A 5,293-nucleotide genomic window follows, 5' to 3' on the forward strand; every position below is an offset into this window, starting at 1 on the left:
ACCACCACCGCACTGACGCCTTGCGTTTTCAAGCCGCCAATAATGCCGTCAATCACCGATTTGCCCTGACTGCTCAAGGTTGCCGAGTCAAAGTCAAACAGGAAATCGCCCGACAATTCATACTGATTGTTACAGCCGACCGGATTCCAGAAGAAAGATTGAGCATTCATATCTTTATCAAACAACACTTTATACTGGCAGATTTTATGTACGCCGTTTTGACGATAGTTAAACACATAATCCCACTCACGCACCGCAAACAAACCTTCCAGATGGTGCGGCCTGCCGATCAAATAATATAACTGATCTTTGTTCATGCCTTTTTCGATCATGCGCACATTGTCCCAGTTCGGCCAAATGCCGTATTGCGAACCGCTATAGTTCACACCGGCATCTTCGATTTTTGGCCACACCGGCTCGTCGGTGGTGCCGTCGGCTTTCACATCGCTCAAACGGCAGCCTGTCAGCGCCATTACTGCGGCAAGCGGTAATACATATCTTGCAATTTTTTTCATATTTCACATTCCTTATTAAGCTGATTGACCGCACTTGTCACACTTGCAAGTGCGGTTTGGCTTTCTTACCATTACCACTGATAACCCACGCTGACAGAACCGCCGACATCGCCTTGACTGGTTGACATACCGCTCAGCTTAACGCCGATTTTGCCGTTATCGGATATTCTTGATACCCCGATTGCCAGTGCATTTTCACCGCGATAAGTACCGGCACCGACGGCAACCATCGAATGCCCCGGCAGATAAGCCTGATACAATCCGGCTGTCGCCAATGCGCCGGCAATACCCGCCCGCGCATGCTTGTCGACATTATTGATACGATTGTTCAGGTTATTGTTGACCGCATTCAATTGATCAACGTTGACGGCATCGGTACCGTTGACACCGGCCGCCACGTTAGTAATACGGTTGCCGCCGTTATTCAAGCCTTCCGCCGTCAGTGAAACATCACCGCCGCTACCGCCTTTAATTGTTACCCCGTTGGTATTCATCGTGGTATTACCGGTGGTTACGCTGGTAAATTCAGGCGTATCGGTCATGCTGATAGTCAACGTATTGCCGCTGACTGCGGTCGTCAAGTTTTTACCGTCGCCTTTCACATTGACCGTTTGCCCCAGTTTCGCATCATAGCTTCCGCTGTCTCCGGCAAAAGTGATCGGCTTGACGATTTCACGGTTAAAATAATTCAACGCCCCGCCGACACTATTGGCGGTTACCGTCGAGCCGTCGGTCGTGGTGATAGTATAAGTCGGCGCGGCAACCGTGCCGTCACTGTTCACGACCGAACCACCGCCCAGCGCATCTGCCACTGATTGAGCATTAGCGTACAGCTGACTACCGTTTACCGCATCTTGGCTGGACGCTGAAATATCGCCGTTAGCCACACCGGTAATTTTGTGACCACCGGCATCAATACCGTCTGTTGTCAGGCTGACATTACCGGCAACCACGCCTTCTTGATTCAAGGTGACATTATCACCGACTTTTACTCCGTCAGTGTTCAATACCGTATCACCGGCCGTAACGCTGGTCACATCCAGATTCTCTTCGGTTTTCACACTGATAGTATTGCCTTCTTTCGTGATATCTATATTTTTACCATCGGCAAAATTAACAGTATCATTCGCTTCCACCGCAGTGGCATCTTCACCGTTAACTGCGATATTCCATGTGCCTGTGCCGCCGGTTGCACCTGTGGCTCCCATTGCACCTGTGGCTCCCGTTGCACCTGTGGCTCCCGTTGCACCTGTAGCGCCCGTTGCACCTGTAGCACCTGTAGCACCTGTAGCACCTGTAGCACCTGTAGCACCTGCTCCTATGGCATTGATGGTGATCGTTCTACCATTCTGCACGATATTAATATTATCGCCGGCAACAAAATTAAGAATTTCTCCCAGTCTTACCGCCTCAAAGGCCGCACCACCGGTATAATTGTGGGAACTGGTGCCACTACCGCTGTTGCCCACAGTAAAGTTCCAACCGCTGGTAGCGACTGCATACAACTGGCTGCCGTTGATCGCATCCGTACTGCTGTTTGATATACGGCCTGCCGCAACATTGGTAATCGTCCGCTCATTGCCGAGGCTACCTACGCTGACTGTTGAACTCGGTGCCGTACCGGCAAAATTGTATGTCGTGCCGCCAATAGTGTAAGAACTTGTTGCGACAACTTGGTCTGTCATCGCACCTTGCCCCAAGGCCACATCTCCCGCATTAGCACCCGCTATTGCATTACTTCCGATAGCCACCGCACTTTCGATTGATGCCGAAGACAGATAACCGATTGCAATAGATCTAGCCGTTTCCGCTTTGGCGGCGGTACCTAATGCGATGGAATCCGCGCCTAACGCCGTTGTCACGTCAGTCGCCAAGCCGTTGGCATGCAATACAGTGGAGCCAAATGCAATCGAACGCAAACCCGAAGCGTTCGCACCACTGCCGATAGCCGTTGCTTGTTCGGCTGATGCCACAGCATTAGAACCAACTGCAATCGTATAGGTTTCACTAGCTGACGTTTTACGTCCTGCCGCAATAGATTCTGTTCCGGTCGCTTTCGACTGTACCCCGCTCGCCACACTGTATTTGCCGCTTGCCGTCGACGCCGCCCCTAACGCAGCCGCCGATTCACCGCTGGCATTGGCGCCCGCACCAAAAGCGGCGCTATCGCCACCGGTCGCCTGTGTTTTACGGCCAACAGCCGTTGCACCATTCGCTGTTGCTTTACTTTCTTGCCCTAATGCCGTTGCCGCAGTTTCGGTTGCTTGGGCATAAGCCCCCATGGCGACCGATGCCTCACCGGAAGCCGTCACCGAACCACCTATAGCGACTGCACTAAGATTGCGTGCATCCGCACCGTTCCCGACAGCGGTAGACCCTTGACCGGAAGCGGTGCTGTTCACACCGGCGGCCAATGCCCGTAGTCCTGTTGCCCCATCGTTATCGTAGTTGCCGCCTTTGTTACCGTTGTCATTCACACTATAATAATGTGTCAACCTATCGGAGAGTTCACTGGATATCTGATATAACTGGCTACCGTTAATCGCATCGGTGCTGGCGGCGCTGATTTCACCTGCCGCTACATTGATAATCTGCCGCTCGCTGCCTGCCGCTCCCATGCTTACCACACCGTTTGCAGCACTGCCTTGACCGGCAAAGCCGCTGTAAGTGATGCCGTTGACAGTCGCTTCACTCACTGTTGTTGCAACACGATCGGTTGAGTTATTGCCCAGCACCACACTGTTATCTTGCGTAGTGGTCACATTACTGCCCACCACAAAGGTGTTGTTGTTGGCAATAGTATTGTCGTTACCCAAAGAGTAAGAACCGGCTCCGCTGACGGTAGTCGGATCACCAATAGCCCCCGAACCTTCGCCGCTGACTACATTGCCGGTACCGATGGAAATCGTATTGGCAGCTGTGGCTTGCGCACCGGTGCCGATGGCAATCGCATCATCTGCGCTGGCAACGGCACGCGAGCCGATGCTCACGGTGCGGTTGGCTTCAATTGTTTCGGCGCTGGTCACAATCGGTTGCGCATCATCCGGGCTTTCTGCAACCACGGTCTGCGTGCCGGCAAAGTTACCGATAGCGATATTTTGGTCGCCGGTTACATTGGCGCCCGCCGCAAAACCGCTGGCCACGTTGCCGCTGCCGCTCACATCACTGCCTGAATAATAACCGCTGGCACTGTTGAAGCTGCCGCTGACACGGTTGCCCGATTGACTGCCCTCGGCAATATTGTTGTTGCCGCTCACATTATTACCTGCAACCCAACCATTCACCACATTGCGCGAACCGCTGATATCGTTACCGCTCAAACGGCCGATAGCGGTATTGTTATTGCCGCCGCTCTGATCGCTGACACCATAAGGACCGACACGGCTGCCTGTTTCCGATCCCAACGCAATATTGTGGTTGCCGGCAATATTTTGGCCGCTTTCATGCCCCACGGCGGTGTTTTCATCACCGTTGACATTCTGGCCGCTTCTATCCCCCACAGCAGTGTTACTGTTACCGACAAAAGTGCCGGTTGCCGTCTGTTCGTCAGAAAACGAGACGCCGCCGGCGGTGGCGCCGACAGCGGTATTGCGGGTACCCACCACATTGCGTCCCGCCCACGCACCGATGGCGGTATTTTCTTGATTACCGGCAATTGCAACGGCAGCAAGTGTCGTATTACCTGCCAAACGGCCTACTGCTGTGGTTAATGAGCCGTATGCCTGCGCTTGCGAACCTTGTGCAACGCTGGCCCAACCGGCAGCCTTGGCTTGGTAACCACTTGCTATTGCTTGACCTTCAGATGCCTCGGCTTGATAACCTTGTGCAACGCTGTTATTACCGGCAGCCTTAGCTTGAGAACCCAATGCCGTCGCGTGATTACCGGTAGCGCTGGCGCGGCGGCCTACCGCTGTAATTTCAGTCAGTGCACTGCCATCCACCCCAACGATCACACCATTGCCGACCGCCACCGATTGGGACGCATAAACATTGATATTGCTGCCCAACGCATTGCTGCCCTCTTTGGTGATATTGGTAGCATAACCGACAGCGGTTGATTGACGGCCTTCAACTTTAGTATCCGCACCGATAGCGGTAACATAGTTGGCATTGCCGGCGCTCGCATTACGACCGACCGCAATACCGCCCAAACCACTGGCGGAAGCCGCATTCCCCACTGCAATCGCATTCTCACCGGTCGCACTGGCACCGACTGACCCATCGGCAGTATCATTAACCACAGTAGCGGCGTGCACTGAAGTGCCTGCCAGCAACACCGCTAAAGCCAAACCGATCTTGCTTAATGTAAAGGAAGTCTGACGTTTGTCTGGTTCTGCCGAGCCGGATTCAATAGCTACCTTACCGTGCGATGCAGCCAATTCAGAAACCACAACAAAACGTTGCAGCGTTTTATTCCAAATTACTTTATGGATTTTGTTCATAGCAGACTCCTCAGCCTATTTGTAAACTCACAAATACATCTAAAATAACAGATTGTAAAAAAGATTAATTGATAAACTTGAGTGAGTATAATTTCAGCAAGGCGCATTTGTCAACATAACCATAAAACAGTAAGGGTTATCAAAAACAGAAGAAAAGATTAAAGAACAGCGTATAAATACAGGTTTTAAACGGAATTTCGATTAACTTTCAAAAATAATACAGAAAATAAATGACAAAAAAATACATTCCCCGCTATAACGAGAAATGTATTTTGTTTCTGGTTCACACCTTAATGTGGGCTTATTATTTATTATCCGGCTGAAATCACCACACGG

General features: G+C 51.8%; 2 protein-coding genes. Both read right to left on the reverse strand.

Going from position 1 to position 5,293, the window contains the following annotated elements:
• Positions 1 to 515, reverse strand: a 515-nt coding sequence (gene bamE, locus OA57_RS12005; RefSeq protein ID WP_034618210.1) for an outer membrane protein assembly factor BamE, incomplete at its 3' end; no start/stop codon positions are given.
• Between the two features lie 71 nt (positions 516 to 586).
• The gene (locus OA57_RS12290; protein WP_052122492.1) at positions 587 to 4,957 is read right to left on the reverse strand and encodes a YadA-like family protein; all 4,371 of its coding nucleotides are present in this window, start codon (positions 4,955 to 4,957) and stop codon (positions 587 to 589) included.
• Positions 4,958 to 5,293 lie beyond the last annotated feature (336 nt).

The organism is Chelonobacter oris (assembly GCF_000772535.1).
GTDB lineage: Bacteria > Pseudomonadota > Gammaproteobacteria > Enterobacterales > Pasteurellaceae > Chelonobacter > Chelonobacter oris.

Bases quoted from the DNA above. Each gene is read 5' to 3' on its own strand.
- OA57_RS12290 (WP_052122492.1), bottom strand. From the start codon at position 4,957: ATGAACAAAATCCATAAAGTAATTTGGAATAAAACGCTGCAACGTTTT.